Origin of the sequence: Salmonella sp. SSDFZ54 (genome assembly GCF_004010735.1) — a bacterium.
GTDB classification, from domain to species: domain Bacteria; phylum Pseudomonadota; class Gammaproteobacteria; order Enterobacterales; family Enterobacteriaceae; genus Salmonella; species Salmonella enterica.
This window is the reverse complement of record NZ_CP034819.1, coordinates 1,629,213-1,649,609: the sequence shown is the minus strand read 5'-3', so window position 1 is coordinate 1,649,609 and position 20,397 is coordinate 1,629,213. Positions and strand designations below refer to the sequence as shown.

Below are 20,397 nucleotides of genomic sequence, written 5' to 3'. Positions count from 1 at the left end.
TGCTGGTTTTACCTTGTTTATTTGATTAAAACGATAGCGCTAATAATAGAAAAGAAAGGATTCATTGATGTTCCATTATGGAAAATGTGTCGTTCGCACGCTGTTTTTATTACTGGTTTGCTGTTCGCTGTCGGGCTGTCTTTCATTTGGGCTGATACTTGCCACCGATAAAGATGGCAATCGTCATCAGTCTACCTGGAAATCGGATACCGTTACCGCGCTTTCCTTAGGTAAAGATAGCAACGGGAAAACGGGCTGGGTGTTTGTTGGCGAACATTTTGACTACCTGTTGACCCAGGGCGGCGATAATGTGGTGGCGCTGTTAAAAGATGCGACTATTCGCCGGGATAAAATGCGAGTAAAGGATGGCGTTAAATTCCTGATTGATACAGATAAGAAGGAGTTTACGGGTGAAGTCAATGTGACTTACGCCTGGGTGGATGAGAAAGATAAACTGGCGGCGGTAGGCTACGGGTTTACTTGTGCAGACGGCGCGGCAAATTGCATGCTATCCGTCATGGACCTGAAGGGGACTATCCATCAGAAAAATAAAGATCAGAGCGTTACTCAGCAGCTAGCGTTTTACCATCCTTTCACCGTTGAGTTCTATCAGTATCAGCGCAGTATGTCCGGGGCAAAATTTGGCAGAGTGTTGCTGCCGGTAACTTTGGCGCTGGATATTGTCACTATGCCGCTACAGCTACTGATCTTCAGTCGTTAAAATTGGATTCAGCAGCAATGCCTACGTTCGGATGCTGGCGTTGCTGCACGGGTGAAATGAGCGCCCACCATCATTGAAATTCCCCCAACTATCCCCCATTCTAGATCCATAGCGAAAGCGCGATAGAGCGCTTCATTTCTTTTTTAGACCAGGACTGCGCATATGACCAATCCATTACTAACGTCTTTTTCACTGCCGCCTTTTTCTGCAATTAAACCGGAGCATGTGGTGCCTGCGGTCACCAAAGCGTTGGCCGATTGCCGGGCGGCGGTAGAAGGCGTTGTGGCGCATGGCGCGCCGTATAGCTGGGAAAACCTCTGCCAGCCGTTGGCGGAAGCCGACGATGTTCTGGGGCGTATTTTCTCGCCAATTAGCCACTTAAACTCGGTGAAAAATAGTCCGGAGCTGCGTGAAGCCTACGAACAGACGCTGCCGCTGCTGTCTGAATACAGCACCTGGGTTGGGCAACATGAAGGACTGTACAACGCGTACCGCGACCTGCGCGACGGCGATCATTACGCCACTCTGAATACCGCGCAGAAGAAAGCGGTTGATAACGCGCTGCGTGATTTTGAACTGTCCGGCATCGGCCTGCCGAAAGAGAAACAGCAGCGTTACGGCGAAATCGCCACTCGCCTGTCTGAGCTGGGCAACCAGTACAGCAATAATGTGCTCGATGCCACTATGGGCTGGACGAAGCTCATCACCGACGAAGCCGAGCTGGCGGGAATGCCGGAAAGCGCGCTCGCCGCCGCTAAAGCCCAGGCGGAAGCCAAAGAGCAGGAAGGCTACCTGCTGACTCTGGATATCCCGAGCTATCTGCCGGTGATGACCTACTGCGACAACCAGGCGTTGCGTGAAGAGATGTATCGCGCCTATTCCACTCGCGCCTCCGACCAGGGGCCGAACGCCGGTAAGTGGGATAACAGCCCGGTGATGGAAGAAATTCTTGCGCTGCGCCATGAACTGGCGCAACTGCTGGGCTTCGAAAATTATGCCCATGAATCGCTGGCCACCAAAATGGCGGAAAATCCGCAGCAGGTGCTCGACTTCCTGACTGATTTGGCGAAACGCGCCCGTCCGCAGGGGGAAAAAGAGCTGGCCCAGCTGCGCGCCTTCGCCAAAGCCGAATTTGGCGTTGAGGAGCTACAACCGTGGGATATCGCGTACTACAGTGAAAAGCAAAAACAGCACCTGTACAGCATCAGCGATGAGCAGCTACGTCCGTACTTCCCGGAAAACAAAGCCGTGAATGGCCTGTTTGAAGTGGTGAAACGTATTTACGGCATCACTGCCAAAGAGCGTACTGATGTTGATGTCTGGCACCCGGAAGTGCGTTTCTTTGAACTGTATGACGAAAATAACGAGTTGCGCGGCAGCTTCTACCTTGACCTGTACGCACGCGAACACAAACGCGGCGGGGCGTGGATGGACGACTGTGTCGGCCAGATGCGTAAGGCGGACGGCACATTGCAAAAGCCGGTCGCTTATCTGACCTGTAATTTCAACCGTCCGGTGAACGGTAAACCCGCTCTGTTTACCCATGACGAAGTGATCACCCTGTTCCACGAGTTTGGTCATGGCCTGCATCATATGCTGACCCGCATTGAGACCGCCGGGGTCTCCGGCATCAGCGGGGTGCCGTGGGACGCGGTCGAACTGCCAAGTCAGTTTATGGAAAACTGGTGCTGGGAGCCGGAAGCGCTGGCGTTTATTTCCGGCCACTATGAAACCGGCGAGCCGTTGCCGAAGGAACTGCTGGATAAAATGCTGGCGGCGAAAAACTATCAGGCGGCGCTGTTTATTCTGCGTCAGCTGGAGTTCGGTCTGTTTGATTTCCGTCTGCATGCGGAATTTAATCCGCAGCAAGGAGCGAAAATTCTTGAGACGCTCTTTGAAATCAAAAAACAGGTCGCCGTGGTGCCGTCACCGACATGGGGCCGCTTCCCACATGCGTTCAGCCATATCTTTGCTGGCGGCTATGCGGCAGGCTACTACAGCTATCTGTGGGCCGACGTACTGGCGGCGGACGCTTATTCCCGCTTTGAGGAGGAAGGCATTTTCAACCGTGAGACCGGTCAGTCGTTCCTTGATAACATCCTGACTCGCGGTGGTTCTGAAGAGCCGATGGAACTCTTTAAACGCTTCCGTGGCCGTGAACCACAGCTGGACGCGATGCTGGAGCATTACGGGATTAAAGGCTGATTTTACGTGCAAATCTGCTTAATGGATGAAACGGGCGCCACAGACGGCGCCTTATCTGTTCTGGCTGCCCGCTGGGGACTGGAGCATGACGAAGACAACCCGATGGCGCTGGTATTGACGCCGCAACATCTGGAGCTGCGCAAGCGCGACGAACCGAAGCTCGGCGGCATTTTCGTCGATTTTGTCGGCGGCGCGATGGCCCATCGACGTAAGTTCGGCGGCGGGCGCGGCGAAGCGGTGGCGAAAGCCGTTGGTATCAAAGGCGATTATCTGCCGGATGTGGTTGATGCCACGGCCGGACTGGGGCGCGATGCGTTTGTGCTGGCGTCCGTCGGCTGCCGCGTGCGGATGCTGGAGCGTAACCCGGTGGTTGCCGCGCTGCTCGATGACGGTCTGACGCGCGGCTATGCCGATGCGGACATTGGCGGCTGGCTTCAGGAGCGTTTGCAGTTGATTCATGCTTCCAGCCTGACGGCGTTGACTGATATCACGCCGCGCCCGCAGGTGGTCTACCTCGATCCGATGTTTCCTCACCGGCAGAAAAGCGCGCTGGTGAAGAAAGAGATGCGGGTGTTTCAGTCGTTGGTGGGGCCGGATTTAGACGCCGACGGACTGCTGGAACCGGCGCGTCAGTTGGCGACCAAACGCGTGGTGGTCAAACGTCCCGATTATGCGCCGCCGCTGGCGGATGTCGCGACGCCCAACGCCATCGTCACCAAAGGGCATCGGTTTGATATTTATGCCGGAACCCCTCTGACGGAGTAACGGATTGCCCGATGACGTTGCGCTTATCGGGCCTACGATTCTCAATTATTTGTAGGCCGGATAAGGCGTAAGCCGCATCCGGCACTGAGTATTACTGTTCGGTGCCTGGCGTATTAATCATTCGGTTTAACCACGGCACCATAATGGCCATCACCACGGTGACCGCCAGCGTTACCAGACCAATTTTGCTAAAGACGCCGGTATAAATTGGCAGCGTCTGTAACGGATCGGTGATGTTTTCCGGTACGGCAGTGAAGGTCGCCACATAACCGCCGAGCAGGAAGGCGGCGGCCTGGGTCAGGAACCACATTCCCAGAATAAAGCCCATCAGATGCTGCGGCACCAGAGCGGCGACCATTGCCAGCCCCAGCGCGCTAATCAGCAGCTCGCCCAGACTCTGGAACAGATACACCAGCACGATAAACCACGGCGACGTCAATCCTTGCGCATCGGCAAACCACATCCCGGCGGCGGCGGCGGTCAGAAAACCCAGCGCGCAGAGGAACATACCGAGCGTAAACTTCATCGGCATAGTCAGATCTTTGCCTTTGCTACCCAGTCGGGTGTAAACCGCTGCCAGTACCGGACTGGCGACGACCACCCAGAATGGGTTCAGCGCCTGAAAACTCACCGGGTTAATGGCGAATCCAAGAATTTCATGATGCACGTTATTAATCGCAAAGAAGTTCAGCGAGGTAGGCATCTGCGCATACAGAATGTAAAACAGCACGGCTTCAATCATCAGAATAAACGCCACGAACATTTTATTGCGGCCGGTTTTATCCAGACGAAACGCTTCGCGAAAGAAGAAAATAGTGACGACGATAGAAAGGACGATGAGCACCAGATTGGCAATCTTAACGTTGTGCATCAGCCAGGCGCAGAGGAAAATCATGACGACGGTGCCGAGCAGTACCAGCAGCAAATTGCGAAAACGTAGCGGTTTATGATCCGGTTCAGAACCGATATTTTTCACCATGCCACGGCAGGCGAAGTACACCAGAAGCGCAACAATTAAACCAGCGCCGCACAGATTATAGGTCACCGCATAGCCAAATTTATCGGCAATCACCGGTGCCAGCGATAGCGATAACAAAGAACCGATGTTAATCGACATATAAAACAGAGTGAAAGCGCCATCCAGCCGGGGATCTTTAGGCTGATAGCATTTAGAGAGCAGGCTGGCGGGATTGGCTTTAAATAACCCGTTGCCCACGGCAATCGTACCCAGTGCGATAAAAATCAGATCGGGATTTAATAGCGACATACCGGTCATAAAATAGCCAATCGCCAGCACAATCGCGCCCAGGACCAGGGTGCGTTTAGTCCCTAACAGATGGTCGCCAACATAGCCGCCGATGGAGATCAGGCCATAAACCAGCGCCGCAAAAGCGCCAAAGGTAATAAAGGCCTGTTCCTGAGAAAAACCCAATTGTTTAACGAAAAAGACCGCCAGGATGCCCTGGACGCCGTAATAGCCAAATCGTTCCCATAATTCTACAAAAAAGATCATGAAGAATGGACGAGGTTGCTGCAGCAAGCCCGTAGGTGCAGTTGTATTCATATTCCTTCGCCTTTTAATGCCATCCCGAAACGTATGAGCGCGTATATCAAAACGCGCCGAAAAGACTTACCCTGATATAGACTGCGGTTATTAGCCTGATCAATAGGTTATTATACAAATGATACGCAAACTAATTAGTGGATCACACTAATTATGTTTGGTGTGATGGAATGATGTACTGAGTACTGCGAAGAAGGGGGGATAAACAAAACGCCCACATAAGCGGGCGTTGTTGTTGATAGCCGGAATTTGCCTGATGGTTCAGGCCAACCTTATTGACTATAGACCAGATGCGGTTTTAGCCGCCAGCCGGCACGGCAAGTATTACTCTTCTTCGTCGCGCAGCGGAACAATCAGCATGTCAACGTGAACGGTGTTGATCAGCTGGCGCGCAGAAGACATCAGTTTGCTCCAGAAGTCCTGGTGATGACCGCAAACGACCAGATCCATATCGTATTTCTTGATGGCGTCAACCAGCACCTGGCCCAAGTCGCCGCTACCGCTCAGGGTTTCAGTGATAGGGTAGCCAGCGTTGGTAGACAGCTCGGTCAGCGCGTGGTGGGTTTCTTCGGAGATACGTTTCTGCATATCGCCCAGATTGACGTCAATCAGACCGGTGTACAGGTCAGAATAGTTCACATCAACGTGGATGAGGGAGATTTTCGCGTTGTAGGGGCGCGCCATAGAGACCGCTTTTTCAACCAGAACTTTACTTTCCGGGGAGAGATCAACTGCGATAAGAATGTGTTTATAAGCCATAGTGTTACTCCTTCCATAAGTTGTCGATGACCATTGAGCTACTGGCGTTTCTTATGCCGCCGCGTCACCCGCGTCCTGCGAACTCTATGCGCGGGGCTAGCTCAGCCGTTTACCATAACTATCCTTACATTATAGCGACCAGGATAATCCGTCAATCTGCCTTGCTTGCCAGTTAGTTAAACAAAATTTTCAGGGAATTGCATTGATAGTGATTAACCTTCTGGTAAAAAAATTAACTGATCTCCTACAATGTGTATAAGAGCCGTTCGAATGCGGAGCGCTAATATGGACGGCTTTCGTAGTACTCTTTCACTGATTGTCTGGCAGGGTATCGGGGAGCGGTAGTCCCGGAGAGGAACTCCGTGGGCGGGTCGCCGGGGAGGAGATATGATAAGCACCGTCTCACTATTCTGGGCTTTATGTGTCGTTTGCATTGTTAATATGGCGCGCTATTTCTCATCGCTACGCGCACTGTTAGTGGTACTTCGTGGTTGCGATCCTTTGCTCTATCAATATGTCGATGGCGGCGGCTTCTTTACCACGCATGGTCAGCCCAACAAACAGGTGCGCCTGGTATGGTATATCTACGCTCAGCGCTATCGCGATCATCATGATGAAGAATTTATTCGCCGTTGTGAACGCGTGCGCCGCCAGTTTCTGCTGACCAGCGCGTTATGCGGTTTGGTGGTGGTGAGCTTGATTGCGCTCATGATTTGGCACTGAATGAAAAAAGCGGGCCAGTTTCCTGACCCGCTCGTGTTAGATAAGCCTCCCGGATGACAGGCTCGGCTGCCTGATGACGCCGCTTGTAGCGGCCTGTCAGGCCTGTGTCGTTTCATCCTGACAGGCCGGATTAGCGACAGCGCTATCCGGCCCATTTGGCTTAAATAATCTTCAGGGAAAGCCAGTACAGCACGCCGGAAAGAATAATCGCCGCCGGTAACGTAAATACCCAGGCCATCAGAATGCTGGTCACGGTTTTACGCTGCAACCCGCCGCCATCAACGACCATGGTTCCCGCCACTGAAGAGGAGAGTACGTGAGTGGTAGAAACTGGCATACCGGTGTAGCTGGCAAGACCGATAGAGACTGCCGCCGTCATCTGCGCCGACATTCCCTGCGCATACGTCATGCCTTTTTTACCAATTTTCTCGCCGATAGTGGTCGCCACGCGACGCCAGCCGATCATCGTACCAATACCCAGCGCCAACGCCACTGCCATAATGATCCACACCGGCGCATACTCAATGGTGCTTAACATATCGGTCTTCAGCTTTTTCAGCAGGCGCTGGTCATCGCTGCTTACGCCAGGCAATTTCACGACTTTATCGGTCGTGTCGGAAATGCACAGCATAATGCGACGCAACTGACTACGCTGTTCAACGCTTAACTTGTCGTAGCTTTCCACGTTTGCCAGCATCCCTTTCGCACGGTTAAGCGCGTTAATGGTGTTAGCCGGATGGCAGTGGAATTCAGTCGGTTCAGTCGCGCCCGGTTCCGGAGAGGGAATCAGTTGGTCAACGCCGGTGACGGCTTTCAGCAGGTCAGGACGCTGCTCAAAGTACGTTTCGACATTGTTGATAGCATCGCGCGTACGGGTGATTTCGTAGCTGGAGGCATTCATATTGACCACGAAACCCGCAGGCGCGACGCCAATCAGCACCAGCATGACCAGGCCAATGCCTTTCTGACCATCGTTCGCGCCATGCGAAAACGCCACGCCGATAGCTGAGAGGATCAGCGCGATACGCGTCCAGAATGGCGGCTTTTTCTTGCCGTCTTTCTTTTCACGTTCGGCTGGCGTCAGGTGGATACGGGCGCGTTTCTTAGTACCGCTCCAGTAGCGGCGCAGCAAGAAAATCAGACCGCCGGCGAATACCAGACCGACAATAGGGGAGATAATGAGTGAACCGAAAATATTGATAACTTTCGGGATGTTAAGCGCATCCACCACTGACGTGCCGGTCATCATCGCATTGGTTAAACCGATGCCGATAATGGCGCCAATCAGCGTGTGGGAACTGGACGCCGGCAACCCGAAATACCAGGTACCGAGGTTCCAGATAATCGCCGCCAGCAACATGGAAAAGACCATAGCGAGGCCGTGCGCGGAACCCATGTTGAGCAGGAGATCCGTCGGTAGCATATGCACAATGGCATACGCCACGCTGAGACCCCCCAGCAAAACGCCAAAAAAGTTAAACACCGCCGCCATGACAACCGCCAGCTGCGAACGCATCGCACGGGTGTAAATCACGGTTGCGACTGCATTGGCTGTGTCATGGAAGCCGTTAATCGCTTCGTAGAACAGCACAAAAGCCAGAGCAAGCAATAATAAAAGCCCGGTATGTAAATCCAGGCCAGCAAACAAATGTAGCATAGGACGTTACGCCATTTTGAGGACATGAACGCGGCGCATTATCAGTGACTTTGGCGGCGCGGGCAAAGTGAAATATAGACTTTTTTTGATGTACTTCGTGCTTTGTTTGATATCACTAAAGAATTATCTTATATATTTCAGATAAATACCATTTTCAGGCGCTTTTCGCGCTGGTGCGACCACTGAGGAAACTTTACAATTCCCGCCCGAATTTGAGAGAGGAAGGCGACGTGGAAAGGTTTGATGCCGTTATTATAGGCGCTGGCGCAGCGGGCATGTTTTGCGCCGCGCAGGCAGGACAGGCGGGTAGCCGCGTGCTGCTCATCGATAATGGCAAGAAGCCAGGACGTAAAATCCTCATGTCCGGCGGTGGGCGCTGCAACTTTACTAATCTTTATGTTGAGCCTGCTGCGTATTTGAGCCAGAACCCCCATTTTTGTAAATCAGCGTTAGCCCGCTATACCCAGTGGGATTTTATCGATCTGGTCGACAGGTATGGGATAGCCTGGCATGAGAAAACGCTGGGACAGCTTTTTTGCGATGATTCCGCCCAACGCATTGTCGATATGCTGGTTGCCGAGTGCGACAAAGGCGGCGTAACGATGCGCCTGCGTAGCGAGGTATTGAGCGTCGAGCGTGATGAGTCGGGTTTCGTACTGGCGTTGAACGGCGAGACGGTGACTACGCAAAAGCTGGTGATTGCCAGCGGCGGCCTGTCGATGCCGGGGCTTGGCGCATCACCGTTTGGCTATAAAATCGCCGAACAGTTTGGTCTCAAGGTGTTGCCGACGCGCGCCGGGCTGGTGCCCTTTACGCTACATAAGCCGCTGTTAGAACAGCTCCAGACGCTGTCTGGCGTCTCTGTGCCCTGCGTGATTACCGCCCGCAATGGCACGGTATTTCGGGAAAACCTACTTTTTACCCATCGTGGGCTGTCCGGCCCCGCCGTTTTACAGATTTCCAGCTACTGGCAACCGGGGGAGTTAGTGAGCATTAACTTATTGCCGGACCTCTCGCTGGAAGATGTTCTCAATGAACAGCGTAACGCGCACCCGAACCAGAGTCTGAAGAACACGCTGGCGATGCATTTGCCGAAACGGTTGGTGGAGTGTTTACAACAGTTGGGGCACATCCCGGATGTATCGCTCAGACAGTTGAACGTTCGTGATCAGCAGGCGTTGGTTGACACGCTTACGGCCTGGCAAGTGCAGCCTAACGGCACCGAAGGCTATCGGACAGCGGAAGTGACGCTGGGCGGCGTGGATACAAACGAACTATCATCGCGGACTATGGAAGCGCGCCGCGTGCCGGGTCTCTATTTTATCGGCGAAGTGATGGACGTCACCGGCTGGTTGGGCGGCTATAACTTCCAGTGGGCGTGGTCGAGCGCCTGGGCCTGCGCGCAGGATTTGGCGGCAAAACGCTAAGTACCATTACAAACAATAAGCGAATAGACATCCCGGACAGAGGTGTTAGTATCGATTTATAGCAGTTATGAGTATGCGTGTTTCATTTACGGCCAGGAACGCTGATGATGACAACATTACTCCCTCTTTTCCGGGTACCTACATCATTCACTCCCTTTGACGGCGAGCGCTTCATCGGCGTCTGTTCGTCGTCTGGCCCCTTTTCTTTTTTCATTCTTATCCCGAATGGAAACCCCCGCTGAGCGCACGCCCGGCGGACTTTGTGACACGCATGGTTAGACAACAGGGATTACGGCGGGTCGATTATGGACAAAATGAAGCGTCATCTGGTGTGGTGGGGAGCGGGGATTCTTGTGGCGGTGGCCGCGATAGCCTGGTGGATGCTGCGCCCTGCGGGAATACCGGAGGGATTTGCCGCCAGCAACGGCAGAATTGAAGCCACCGAAGTGGATATTGCCACTAAGATTGCCGGGCGTATTGATACCATCCTCGTTTCGGAAGGACAGTTCGTTCGTCAGGGCGAGGTGCTGGCGAAAATGGATACCCGCGTACTGCAGGAGCAGCGGCTGGAGGCGATTGCGCAGATTAAAGAGGCCGAGAGCGCGGTTGCCGCCGCCCGCGCCTTGCTGGAGCAACGCCAGAGTGAAATGCGCGCCGCGCAGTCGGTCGTCAAACAGCGGGAAGCTGAGCTGGACTCCGTCTCTAAACGTCACGTGCGTTCCCGTTCGCTGTCACAGCGTGGCGCGGTATCTGTACAACAGTTAGATGACGATCGCGCGGCGGCGGAAAGCGCGCGCGCCGCCCTGGAGACCGCCAAAGCGCAGGTATCTGCGGCAAAAGCGGCGATTGAGGCGGCGCGTACCAGTATTATCCAGGCGCAAACGCGTGTGGAAGCGGCGCAGGCGACCGAGCGGCGTATTGTCGCCGACATCGACGACAGCGAATTAAAAGCGCCGCGCGATGGACGCGTGCAGTACCGCGTTGCGGAGCCGGGCGAAGTGTTATCGGCTGGCGGCCGGGTGTTGAACATGGTCGATCTCAGCGATGTTTATATGACATTTTTCCTGCCGACCGAACAGGCGGGGTTGTTGAAGATCGGCGGCGAAGCGCGACTGGTGCTGGACGCCGCGCCGGATCTGCGTATTCCGGCGACGATCAGTTTTGTCGCCAGCGTGGCGCAGTTCACACCCAAAACCGTGGAAACCCACGATGAACGGCTGAAGCTGATGTTCCGTGTCAAAGCGCGTATTCCGCCAGAGCTACTGCGACAGCATCTGGAATATGTCAAAACCGGTTTGCCGGGAATGGCCTGGGTTCGTCTGGATGAGCGCGTGCCCTGGCCTGACGCTCTAAGCGTGAGGCTGTCGCAATGACGTCGCTGACGCTGGTGCCTGTTCCTCCCGTGGCGCAGCTTGAGGGGGTGAGCCAGCATTACGGAAAAACGGTCGCGCTGAACAATATCACGCTGGACATTCCCGCCCGTAGTATGGTCGGGCTGATTGGTCCGGACGGGGTGGGTAAGTCGAGCCTGCTGTCGCTGATTTCTGGCGCGCGGGTGATTGAGCAAGGGAACGTTATCGTCCTGGGCGGCGATATGCGCGATGCGAAACATCGCCGCGACGTCTGTCCGCGCATCGCCTGGATGCCGCAGGGGCTGGGGAAAAACCTTTATCACACGTTATCGGTTTATGAGAACGTCGATTTTTTTGCTCGTCTCTTTGGTCATGACAAAGCTGAACGCGAAGCGCGTATTACCGAGCTGCTGAACAGCACCGGCCTGGCGCCGTTTCGTGACCGTCCTGCCGGGAAGCTGTCCGGTGGGATGAAACAAAAGCTGGGGCTGTGCTGTGCGCTGATTCATGACCCGGAATTGCTGATTCTTGATGAGCCTACCACCGGCGTGGACCCGCTCTCCCGCGCTCAGTTCTGGGACTTAATCGACAGTATCCGCCAACGGCAGACCAATATGAGCGTGTTGGTCGCAACGGCCTATATGGAAGAGGCGGAGCGTTTTGACTGGCTGGTGGCGATGAATGCGGGCGAGATACTGGCAACCGGCAGCGCGCAGCAACTGCGGGCAAAAACCCATAGCGCGACGCTGGAACAGGCGTTTATCGCCCTGTTGCCAGAAGCGCAGCGCCAGGCGCATAAGCCAGTGGTGATCCCGCCGTATCACGCTGAGCAGGAAGAGATTGCCATTGAGGCGAAAGATCTGACCATGCGCTTCGGTAAGTTCGTCGCGGTTGACCATGTTAATTTCCGCATTCCGCGCGGCGAGATTTTTGGCTTCCTCGGTTCAAACGGTTGCGGCAAATCGACCACCATGAAAATGCTGACCGGTCTGCTTCCCGCCAGCGAAGGCCAGGCCTGGCTATTTGGCCAGCCGGTAGACCCGAACGACATCGATACCCGTCGCCGGGTCGGGTATATGTCGCAGGCTTTTTCGCTCTATAACGAACTCACCGTGCGGCAGAATCTGGAACTTCATGCCCGCCTGTTTCATATTCCGCCAGCGGAGATCCCGGCGCGCGTCGCGCAGATGATCGAACGCTTTATGCTAACGGAGGTGGAAGATACGCTCCCCGCTTCGTTGCCGCTCGGTATCCGCCAGCGTTTATCGCTGGCGGTAGCGGTGATCCATCGCCCGGAAATGCTGATTCTTGATGAGCCAACGTCCGGCGTTGATCCGGTCGCCAGGGATATGTTCTGGCAGCTTATGGTCGATCTTTCGCGTCAGGATAAGGTGACGATTTTTATCTCGACCCATTTTATGAACGAAGCGGAACGTTGCGACCGAATGTCATTGATGCACGCCGGTAAAGTGCTCGCCAGCGGTACGCCGCAGGAATTGGTGCAACAGCGGGGCGCGGCCAATCTGGAGGCGGCGTTTATTTCCTGGCTACAGGAAGCTGCGGGAGCGGCGCCTGAAACCCCAATATCGCCATCCCAGACGCCCGCCGCGTCAGGTAAACCGTCGCGGCAGGGATTGAGCTTCCGGCGTTTGTTCAGCTACAGTCGCCGCGAAGCGCTGGAGCTACGCCGCGATCCGGTACGTTCCACGCTGGCGCTGCTGGGAACGGTAATTCTGATGCTGATTATGGGCTATGGCATCAGTATGGACGTGGAGAACCTGCGTTTTGCCGTACTCGACCGCGATCAAACCGTCAGTAGTCAGGCATGGTCGCTCAATCTGGCGGGATCGCGCTATTTTATCGAACAGCCGCCGCTCGCCAGCTATGACGAGCTTGACCGGCGGATGCGTTCGGGAGAGTTGGCGGTTGCCATTGAGATCCCGCCTAATTTTGGCCGCGATATTGCTCGCGGTACGCCAGCGCAGATTGGCGTCTGGGTGGATGGCGCCATGCCCAGCCGCGCCGAGACGGTGAAGGGGTACGTTCAGGCGATGCACCAAAGCTGGCTGCAGGAGGCGGCAAGTCGTCAGCCGAACCCGGTTAAACAGACCGGGCTGCTCAACATTGAAACGCGCTATCGTTATAACCCGGATGTGAAAAGTCTGCCCGCTATCGTGCCGGCGGTCATTCCGCTGCTGCTCATGATGATCCCGTCAATGCTTAGCGCCCTGAGCGTGGTGCGGGAGAAAGAGCTGGGGTCGATGATTAATCTGTACGTAACGCCGACGACGCGCAGCGAATTTTTGCTGGGTAAACAACTGCCGTATATCGCGCTGGGTATGCTGAACTTCTTGCTACTGTGCGCGCTGTCGGTCTTTGTGTTCGGCGTGCCGCTGAAAGGCAGCTTTCTCACGCTTACCCTCGCGGCGCTGCTTTACGTCATCATCGCCACCGGTCTGGGGCTGCTGATCTCCACGTTTATGAAGAGCCAAATCGCCGCTATTTTTGGGACGTCGATTATTACCCTCATTCCGGCAACACAATTTTCCGGCATGATCGATCCGGTGGCTTCGCTGGAAGGACCGGGAAGATGGATCGGCGAGATCTACCCGACCAGCCATTTTCTGACGATCGCGCGCGGGACGTTTTCCAAAGCGTTGGATCTGTCCGATCTCTGGCCGTTATTTATGCCGTTACTGATTGCCGTCCCGGTGGTGATGGGTCTGAGCATTCTGCTGCTGAAAAAACAGGAGGGGTAATGCGCGGATTACGTAATATTTATAATCTCGGCGTTAAAGAACTGCGCAGTCTGCTGGGCGACAAAGCGATGCTGTCGCTGATCGTCTTCGCCTTTACGATTTCGGTTTACTCCTCCGCTACCGTCCTGCCCGGTTCGTTGCATCTTGCCCCTATCGCCATCGCCGATATGGATCAGTCGCAGTTGTCGAACCGTATTGTGAATAGTTTTTACCGCCCGTGGTTTCTGCCGCCGGAGATGATTACGGCAACGGAAATGGATGCCGGACTGGATGCCGGACGCTATACCTTTGCGGTCAATATTCCGCCGAATTTCCAGCGTGATGTACTGGCCGGACGTCAGCCTGATATTCAGGTTAACGTCGATGCGACGCGCATGAGCCAGGCGTTTACCGGCAACAGTTATATCCAGAATATTATTAGCGGCGAGGTCAACAGCTTTGTGGCGCGCGCGCGGGGAGATAACGTTCAGCCGGTGTCGCTGGAGATTCGAATGCGCTTTAACCCGAATCTGGACCCGGCGTGGTTTGGCGGCGTGATGGCGATTATCAACAACATTACCATGCTGGCGATAGTGCTGACCGGATCGGCGCTGATCCGCGAGCGAGAACACGGCACGGTAGAGCATCTGTTGGTGATGCCGGTCACGCCCTTTGAGATCATGATGGCAAAAGTATGGTCGATGGGGCTGGTTGTGCTGGTGGTTTCCGGTTTGTCTTTGATGTTGATGGTGAAAGGCGTACTTGGCGTACCGATTGAAGGATCGATCCCATTGTTTATGTTGGGCGTAGCGCTGAGCCTGTTCGCCACCACTTCAATTGGGATTTTTATGGGCACCATCGCCCGTTCGATGCCGCAACTGGGGTTATTAATGATTCTGGTGCTGTTGCCGCTACAAATGCTTTCCGGCGGTTCCACGCCGCGCGAAAGTATGCCGCAGGCGGTGCAGGATATTATGCTGACCATGCCGACGACGCATTTTGTCAGCCTTGCCCAGGCTATTCTTTATCGTGGCGCAGGTTTGAGTATCGTCTGGCCGCAGTTCCTGACCCTGCTGGCGATAGGCGGCGTGTTCTTCCTGATAGCGCTGTTACGCTTCAGAAAAACGATTGGCACGATGGCGTAAACATTATTGCCGGATGGCGGCTGCGCCTCATCCGGCCTACAAACGACGACGTGCGAGCGTAGGCCGGGCAAGCGAAGCGCCCCCGGCAAGGCGCTGGGGCGTTAGTCTTCTTTCGGCAAGCACTGCAAGTGGCCGTGGCGCACGCCGCGCTGGGCGATAACATCATCGGCAAAATGCTGTACGTCGCCCATATCGCCCTTCAGAACGGCGATCTCCAGACAGTCATCGTGGTTGATATGGACGTGCAGCGTGGCGACGGATAAATCATGATGATGATGCTGGGTGGAGACGATGCGGCTGGCTAAATCCCGTTTCTCATGTTCATAAACATATGAAAGTACCGCGAAACCCTGTGTGCCGTGTTCCTGAGTGGCCTCCTGCGCCAGAGCGCCGCGCAGAATATCACGGATCGCTTCGGAGCGATTGTTATAGCCGCGTCGCTGGCTCAGGCTGTCCAGCGTTTCCAGTAAATCGTCATCGAGGGTGATGGTGACACGTTGCATCTGACTTAAACCTTTTGGTATGGCGCGTCGGCGCATGGGAAGCTCCGCATTTTGTAACACACGTCCGCCGCCAGAGGGAAAAATTAATGTGTCATAGCGCTTTCGTTATCGTCTGCGGCGTCAGCGTAAACGGTGTGGGGGTACAGACTGCCAGACTGAGCGTATCGAGCTGACACTGGCTGACCGACAAGGCAGAGGGCAACGTGCTGTCCACGCTGACGATTTGCCAGGCGCTGCCGCCGCGTTGTTTTACGATGGCTTCTTTACGCGTCCAGATACGCCAGAAGGCCGTCAGTTGTCGCTCCGGACGTTCCGCTTCCATTTCAGCATGTTCGCCGAGGCTGAATACCGCATTTGCTAGCGAACGCCAGTTATCGCGCGGGCGGATCACTTCAATATCGCAGCCGACTTCACCTTCGTCGCTAAGCAACAGAGCAATAGTGTCGCCGCTATGACTGAGGTTAAACCACAGCGGCGCTCCGGCGGAAAAAGCCGGTTTACCCTGTTCGCCATACACCATCTCCGGTAGCGGCGAGAGCGCACGGGAAAGCAGCACGCGCCCGGCCAGCCAGCTTGCCCGGCGAACGCCCTGCGGCGCCTGAGCGATTAACGCGTCGGGCAATTGACCTGCGCTTAATGTTGACACTTTTCCCAGAACGACCTGGTACATATCAGGACCAACGTTGCCTATGAAGAAGAGGAGATTGTAGCATCTGTCGCCTCATCCCGGTAAACGGCTTTTCGGTCGGCCTGGCCCCAGTAAGATCGCCAGTTTGCTGCCGCCTTTAGTGGTTTCCATCCAGATTTTGCAGACGCTGGTCAAAGGAACGGACAAGAGCATCCCGACCGGGCCTAATAGCCATCCCCAGACCAGTAACGAAAGAAATACCACCAGCGTGGACATTCCCAGACGATGGCCCATCATGCGTGGCTCCATAATGTTGCCAATCACCATATGGACCACCAAAAAGAGCGCGCCGACCAGTACGCACTCGTAAAAACCGTTAAATAACAGCGCCTGAATCATGGGGGGAACGGCGGAAATCACCGAGCCGATATTAGGAACGTAATTGAGCAAAAAGGCCAGTACGCCCCACATTAGCGCAAACTGAATACCCATTAACGCCAGTCCCAGCCAGATAATCGCGCCCGTCCATAAACTGAGCAGCGTTTTCAGCGCCAGATAATGCGAGACGCCTTTCAGGGCGCGGTGCAGGCCGGCAATATGGATTTGTGGATTGTTTAGCGCGAAACGTAATTTATAAGGCACGTGACGCACCTCAAACAGCATAAAAACCACGGTCATCACCAGCAGCACAATGCTTGCCATCGCGCCCGATACGCCGGTCATTAATGTTGTGGTGAAGAGCATGATTTTATCGGAATCCATCCCGCGGAGCATACGTTCCGGCGACATATGTAAATTCAGGAAGGGCATTAACTCCTGAAGGTGTAAGACCTTACGCGTCAGCTCCTTGCTGTATTTAGGCAGCATAGCGATAAATTCATTAAGCGATGCGGCAAGCACACCCACCAGCGCGGTAAGCACGATCAGCATGACGACCACCACGATAGTAATCGCCAGCGGTCGCTTCACGCCCCGACGAATAAACCAGGTCACTAATGGGTTAAGAACGATGGCGAAAAAGAGCGCCAGCAAGAGTTGTACAATAATATCCGCCGCGGCATGAATCCCGGCGAGAATAATAACCAGGGAGGCCAGTTTCAGCAGAATATGCATACCCGTTTTGTCGGGTTGAGCGGTTGCCATGAAGTTTTCCTTGTTGTGTTTTTTTCTAAGTGTAGCGGCTGCCCTGATACCGATAATCTGAATCTCACTACTGATTTTCACCGCGCGCCATGATAGAAAAGAAAACATGTTGTAAAAATGCGGTGATACTCATGCCCGAACCCGTCGCTGAACCGGCGCTAAACGGATTGCGCCTCAATCTGCGTATTGTCTCCATTGTGATGTTTAACTTTGCCAGCTATCTGACCATCGGCCTGCCGCTCGCCGTCTTGCCAGGCTATGTGCATGATGCGATGGGATTCAGCGCGTTCTGGGCGGGGCTTATTATCAGCCTGCAATACTTCGCCACTCTGTTAAGCCGTCCCCATGCCGGGCGGTATGCGGATGTATTAGGGCCGAAAAAAATCGTTGTCTTTGGCTTATGCGGCTGTTTTTTAAGCGGACTCGGCTACCTGCTGGCGGATATCGCCAGCGCCTGGCCGCTGATCAGTTTGTTGCTACTGGGGCTGGGTCGCGTGATTTTGGGGATTGGGCAAAGTTTTGCCGGCACCGGTTCGACACTGTGGGGCGTCGGCGTCGTCGGGTCGTTGCATATTGGTCGGGTCATCTCCTGGAACGGTATCGTCACCTACGGTGCAATGGCGATGGGCGCGCCGCTGGGCGTGCTGTGTTATGCCTGGGGCGGGTTACAGGGGCTGGCGCTAACGGTGATGGGCGTGGCGCTGTTGGCGATACTGTTAGCCCTTCCACGTCCGTCGGTGAAGGCGAACAAAGGCAAGCCGCTGCCGTTTCGCGCGGTGCTGGGGCGTGTCTGGCTGTATGGTATGGCGTTGGCGCTGGCCTCGGCAGGGTTTGGCGTCATCGCGACGTTTATTACCTTATTTTATGATGCTAAAGGCTGGGATGGCGCCGCCTTTGCGCTCACGTTATTTAGCGTCGCGTTTGTCGGCACGCGTTTGCTGTTCCCTAACGGCATCAATCGTTTAGGCGGGTTGAATGTCGCCATGATCTGCTTTGGCGTGGAGATTATTGGTCTGTTACTGGTGGGGACGGCAGCCATGCCGTGGATGGCAAAAATCGGCGTTTTACTCACGGGGATGGGGTTTTCGCTGGTCTTTCCGGCGCTGGGCGTGGTGGCCGTCAAAGCCGTGCCGCCGCAGAACCAGGGCGCGGCGCTGGCGACCTATACCGTCTTTATGGATATGTCTTTGGGGGTTACCGGGCCGCTGGCAGGGCTGGTGATGACCTGGGCGGGCGTGCCGGTGATTTATCTGGCGGCGGCCGGGCTGGTAGCGATGGCGCTATTGCTGACCTGGCGCTTAAAAAAACGGCCTCCGTCTGCACTGCCGGAGGCCGCATCATCATCGTAAAGGTTACTTAATAACTAACGTATTGATGATGTTTTCAGCCGTGGTTTGCGCTTTTTGCTGATTGTCCGCAGGCAGCGTGACCTGAATCGTCAGCAATTGGTTATCCACTTTGCCCAGCACGATGGAAGAGTACGCCGTCTGGCCCTTCGCGGAGATAATGCTGTCCAGTTGTTGCAACGTATGGCCTTTGAGCTCAATAGACTTATTGGTGACGACCTGAAGCTGCGGGTCGCGGCTACGCTGTTGCTCAAGCAGGCGGTTCGCCAGCACCGGCAACGCTTCATCGGTATTATCGCCGACGATAACAATCACCGCTTTCTGGCCCGTCGGGTCAGAATAAACGTGCATATTATTCGCCTGGGTGCCCAGCTTACCGCTTTGATCGGTCATATCCGCCGGCAGCGAGAAACTGAGTTTGCCATCCATCAGGCTGATGGGCTGACCGGAGGCCTGGCTTTCTGCGGCGGCGCTTTCTGCCGACGCTTTTGTATCGTTGTTATCACAGGCCGCAAGCCCCATAACCAGCAGGCCAATACCGGCATATTTAACCAAATTGCGCATTGACTTCTTCCTTTCGATAAACGGCCATAACGGCTCATTCGCTCATCTTATCACAACTCGGAAAACGAACCTTTAACTTGCCGGTAATGGGGAAATTTCAGATTTATCTGCCAGCTTTTTCAGCAACATATTCAGTAGAACGCCGTACATCGGCAGGAAGAAAATAATGCTGATGAGCACCTTAAAGCAATAATCCACCAACGCAATTTCCATCCAGTGCCCGGCCATAAAGGCATCGGGGCTTCGCCAGAACGCAATGAAGAAAAAGGCAAGGGTATCGCTGATATTGCCAAACAGCGTTGAAGCGGTCGGCGCCAGCCACCAGCGACGATTTTGGCGCAGGCGGTTAAACACATGGACATCAAGGATCTGTCCCAGCGCATAGGCCATAAAGCTGGCGGCGGCGATACGGGCGACAAACAGATTAAAGTTCGCCAACGCGGCGAAACCTTGCCAGGCGCCCATATAGAACAGCGATGACACCACATACGACACCAGCAGCGCAGGGATCATGACGGCGAAGATAATGCGGCGCGCCAGCGGTGCGCCAAAAATACGCACGGTAAGATCGGTGGCGAGAAAAATAAAAGGAAAACTAAACGCGCCCCAGGTCGTGTGGAAACCAAAAATAGTGATGGGGAGCTGCACCAGATAGTTACTGGAAATGATCACCAGTAAATGGAATAGCGATAGCCAGAACAACGCTTTTATGCGCTGTGATTGTGTAAACGGAGTCATATTGTGACCTTTTTGTTGGATGGGGTGAGGGAACCCAATAAAGAACCGCCGCATAATACTGTTTTGCGCTAGCATTGCAATGGCTAATTTTCACGCAATCGTTAACCTGCCTGGCTTACTGACGAAGATGGGCGTAAAATATCGCCGTTTTTCTACCATTGAGACGAAGATGAGCGATCTGTTTTCCTCCCCTGACCATACGCTTGACGCCCTGGGGCTGCGTTGCCCTGAACCGGTAATGATGGTGCGCAAAACGGTGCGCAACATGCAAACTGGCGAAACATTGCTGATTATCGCCGACGATCCGGCGACGACGCGTGATATTCCGGGGTTCTGTACCTTTATGGAACACGATTTGCTGGCGCAAGAGACGGAGGGTCTGCCGTACCGCTATTTATTGCGTAAAGCGCATTAACCGC

General features: G+C 54.6%; 18 protein-coding genes. 10 read left to right on the top strand and 8 right to left on the bottom strand.

Going from position 1 to position 20,397, the window contains the following annotated elements:
- Positions 1-67: 67 nt before the first annotated feature.
- The 3 genes from EOS97_RS08325 (at position 68) to rsmJ (ending at position 3,691) form a co-directional block, all read left to right on the top strand.
- Positions 68-721, top strand: coding sequence for a hypothetical protein (locus EOS97_RS08325; protein WP_000469193.1), 654 nt, complete (start codon positions 68-70; stop codon positions 719-721).
- A gap of 162 nt (positions 722-883) precedes the next feature.
- Positions 884-2,926: an oligopeptidase A gene (gene prlC, locus EOS97_RS08320; RefSeq protein ID WP_000184178.1), complete on the top strand. Its 2,043-nt coding sequence runs from the start codon at positions 884-886 to the stop codon at positions 2,924-2,926.
- 6 nt (positions 2,927-2,932) lie between these two features.
- A complete protein-coding gene (rsmJ, locus tag EOS97_RS08315; protein WP_001165127.1) occupies positions 2,933-3,691 on the top strand; it encodes a 16S rRNA (guanine(1516)-N(2))-methyltransferase RsmJ in 759 nt (252 codons plus the stop codon).
- A 91-nt stretch (positions 3,692-3,782) separates the two neighbouring features.
- Here the strand turns inward: rsmJ and dtpB are convergent, their stop codons facing one another.
- Complete coding sequence (gene dtpB, locus EOS97_RS08310) at positions 3,783-5,255, bottom strand: dipeptide/tripeptide permease DtpB (protein WP_001098280.1); 1,473 nt, start codon at positions 5,253-5,255, stop codon at positions 3,783-3,785.
- 324 nt (positions 5,256-5,579) lie between these two features.
- Positions 5,580-6,014, bottom strand: coding sequence for a universal stress protein UspA (gene uspA, locus EOS97_RS08305; RefSeq protein WP_000323565.1), 435 nt, complete (start codon positions 6,012-6,014; stop codon positions 5,580-5,582).
- A 387-nt stretch (positions 6,015-6,401) separates the two neighbouring features.
- Between uspA and uspB the strand changes: the two genes are divergently transcribed.
- Positions 6,402-6,737 carry a universal stress protein UspB gene (gene uspB / locus EOS97_RS08300; RefSeq protein WP_000626193.1) on the top strand — a complete coding sequence of 112 codons (336 nt, stop codon included), beginning with the start codon at positions 6,402-6,404 and terminating at the stop codon, positions 6,735-6,737.
- Between the two features lie 160 nt (positions 6,738-6,897).
- Here the strand turns inward: uspB and pitA are convergent, their stop codons facing one another.
- A complete protein-coding gene (gene pitA / locus EOS97_RS08295; RefSeq protein ID WP_000902764.1) occupies positions 6,898-8,394 on the bottom strand; it encodes an inorganic phosphate transporter PitA in 1,497 nt (498 codons plus the stop codon).
- A gap of 230 nt (positions 8,395-8,624) precedes the next feature.
- On the opposite strand from pitA, the gene EOS97_RS08290 reads away from it, so the two are divergent.
- From EOS97_RS08290 to EOS97_RS08275, 4 genes are all read left to right on the top strand, one after another.
- Positions 8,625-9,821: an NAD(P)/FAD-dependent oxidoreductase gene (locus EOS97_RS08290; protein ID WP_000439220.1), complete on the top strand. Its 1,197-nt coding sequence runs from the start codon at positions 8,625-8,627 to the stop codon at positions 9,819-9,821.
- Between the two features lie 305 nt (positions 9,822-10,126).
- Complete coding sequence (locus EOS97_RS08285; RefSeq protein WP_000359836.1) at positions 10,127-11,194, top strand: HlyD family secretion protein; 1,068 nt, start codon at positions 10,127-10,129, stop codon at positions 11,192-11,194.
- Positions 11,191-13,932, top strand: coding sequence for a ribosome-associated ATPase/putative transporter RbbA (gene rbbA, locus EOS97_RS08280; protein ID WP_000202927.1), 2,742 nt, complete (start codon positions 11,191-11,193; stop codon positions 13,930-13,932). The genes EOS97_RS08285 and rbbA overlap by 4 nt, the downstream gene beginning before the upstream one ends.
- Positions 13,932-15,056 (top strand): ABC transporter permease, encoded by a 1,125-nt coding sequence (locus tag EOS97_RS08275; protein WP_001214764.1) that lies wholly within the window; start codon positions 13,932-13,934, stop codon positions 15,054-15,056. Before rbbA ends, EOS97_RS08275 begins: the two co-directional genes overlap by 1 nt.
- A 101-nt stretch (positions 15,057-15,157) precedes the next feature.
- Here EOS97_RS08275 and nikR read toward each other — a convergent pair whose 3' ends face one another.
- The 3 genes from nikR to EOS97_RS08260 all read right to left on the bottom strand — a co-directional run bounded on the left by nikR (position 15,158) and on the right by EOS97_RS08260 (position 17,330).
- The gene (gene nikR, locus EOS97_RS08270) at positions 15,158-15,559 is read right to left on the bottom strand and encodes a nickel-responsive transcriptional regulator NikR (RefSeq protein ID WP_001190057.1); all 402 of its coding nucleotides are present in this window, start codon (positions 15,557-15,559) and stop codon (positions 15,158-15,160) included.
- Between the two features lie 91 nt (positions 15,560-15,650).
- Positions 15,651-16,229 (bottom strand): 4'-phosphopantetheinyl transferase AcpT, encoded by a 579-nt coding sequence (gene acpT / locus EOS97_RS08265; protein ID WP_000285378.1) that lies wholly within the window; start codon positions 16,227-16,229, stop codon positions 15,651-15,653.
- Between the two features lie 51 nt (positions 16,230-16,280).
- The gene (locus tag EOS97_RS08260) at positions 16,281-17,330 is read right to left on the bottom strand and encodes an AI-2E family transporter (protein ID WP_000179589.1); all 1,050 of its coding nucleotides are present in this window, start codon (positions 17,328-17,330) and stop codon (positions 16,281-16,283) included.
- A gap of 89 nt (positions 17,331-17,419) precedes the next feature.
- On the opposite strand from EOS97_RS08260, the gene EOS97_RS08255 reads away from it, so the two are divergent.
- A complete protein-coding gene (locus tag EOS97_RS08255; protein WP_077905455.1) occupies positions 17,420-18,679 on the top strand; it encodes an MFS transporter in 1,260 nt (419 codons plus the stop codon).
- Between the two features lie 3 nt (positions 18,680-18,682).
- Here EOS97_RS08255 and EOS97_RS08250 read toward each other — a convergent pair whose 3' ends face one another.
- Positions 18,683-19,240: a DcrB family lipoprotein gene (locus tag EOS97_RS08250; RefSeq protein ID WP_001245277.1), complete on the bottom strand. Its 558-nt coding sequence runs from the start codon at positions 19,238-19,240 to the stop codon at positions 18,683-18,685.
- A gap of 72 nt (positions 19,241-19,312) precedes the next feature.
- Positions 19,313-19,978 carry a 7-cyano-7-deazaguanine/7-aminomethyl-7-deazaguanine transporter gene (locus EOS97_RS08245; protein ID WP_000187489.1) on the bottom strand — a complete coding sequence of 222 codons (666 nt, stop codon included), beginning with the start codon at positions 19,976-19,978 and terminating at the stop codon, positions 19,313-19,315.
- 169 nt (positions 19,979-20,147) lie between these two features.
- Here EOS97_RS08245 and tusA point away from each other — a divergent pair, with 169 nt between their 5' ends.
- Positions 20,148-20,393 carry a sulfurtransferase TusA gene (tusA, locus tag EOS97_RS08240; protein WP_001541054.1) on the top strand — a complete coding sequence of 82 codons (246 nt, stop codon included), beginning with the start codon at positions 20,148-20,150 and terminating at the stop codon, positions 20,391-20,393.
- Positions 20,394-20,397 lie beyond the last annotated feature (4 nt).